The following is a 336-nucleotide window of genomic DNA, read 5'->3' as shown; positions in this document are numbered from 1 at the left end:
GAAACTCATCTCGTCTGGTTTTGAATGCTTACTATGATGGTGAAAAGTTCCCGCTCAAGTTTGAAAAAACATATGACGTAATGAGGCAGCCTATCTTTAAGAAGGTAAAAGGAAAAGTGTATGCTATAGGCGCTCCGAAGGAATGGAAGGTCGACATTTCTATCAACTTTCAAGGCATTAATATTTATGGTTTCATATGCCTATGGGAAATTGGTAGCTACATCAATAATCCAGGATTGGTGATGTTTCGACACGGCCGAGTAATTCAAGGCTTAGCCACAAAAAAATTCATGCCCGTAGCAATTTATAAATCGCAAAATAAACATGAAGCACAGC

Annotated in this window: 1 protein-coding gene; it reads left to right on the top strand. The window is 38.7% G+C overall.

Features of this window, described 5'->3' with window-relative positions; all coding sequences use genetic code 11:
* Nucleotides 1–336 (top strand): hypothetical protein (locus KDM89_RS20885; RefSeq protein ID WP_212689751.1); only part of this gene is annotated, 336 nt, incomplete at both ends.

It is taken from the genome of Cognatundibacterium luofuense (assembly GCF_018139685.1).
GTDB lineage: Bacteria > Pseudomonadota > Gammaproteobacteria > Burkholderiales > Burkholderiaceae_D > Undibacterium > Undibacterium luofuense.
Note: the sequence above shows the minus strand (reverse complement) of the source record. Positions and strands in the feature narration are given on the sequence as shown.